Origin of the sequence: Streptomyces lothianensis, assembly GCF_047779955.1 — a bacterium.
Lineage (GTDB): Bacteria > Actinomycetota > Actinomycetes > Streptomycetales > Streptomycetaceae > Streptomyces.
Genome location: NZ_JBLMKT010000131.1, coordinates 1 through 618, shown reverse-complemented (window position 1 = coordinate 618; position 618 = coordinate 1). Strand labels below are relative to the sequence as shown.

Annotated in this window: 1 pseudogene; it reads left to right on the top strand. The window is 66.2% G+C overall.

The features are described from left to right. Positions 1–326: pseudogene (locus ACLF6P_RS29920) on the top strand (hypothetical protein); the annotation flags it as partial. Positions 327–618 lie beyond the last annotated feature (292 nt).

Here is a 618-nt window from a genome sequence, read left to right as displayed (position 1 = left end):
CCGCCGCGGTCTACGCTGTTCCGCCCCGCGCCCGCCCCGTGCTGCGCACGGCTCTTCGCTTCCGCCGCTCAGAGCAGGCGCAAGATCACTTCCTGTTGTTCAGCAACTCCTTCGGCCACCGGCTCACAGACCTTGCCCATGATGCCGCGGTGGACGTCCCTGCCCTCGGCCTTCTTCCGCCCGGCCCCGACTGGCACCACCGCGCCCGCTGCACCCGTCCGAGGGTCGATGCCACCTCGCCACCCGCACCGACCGACCAACATCGCCCACGCATGAAAGAGATCCTCCAACTCACCTCCTCACCAAGCCTGTTGAGCACGCACTAACGTGCTGAGCTGCTCACCGTGATCGGTCTGCCGACGGACCTCGCCCTGCCGCACGGCCAGGCGGTCCCCGTCGTGGACACCTTGCAGCATCACCTCGACCCCCACCGTCCACGCGCTTCGGTCAGCGAGGACCTCCTGGCTGATCTCACGGGTCGGCACCTGCTGGACACCGCTTCGACTCCGCAGAGACCGATGCTTCATCCAGACCTGCTTTTCGCACTAGCAATCAGGATCGAATACTGAGGTTGAACTCGTGGTGTCGTAGGGGCTGACGGCTGGTCACCCGTGCGGT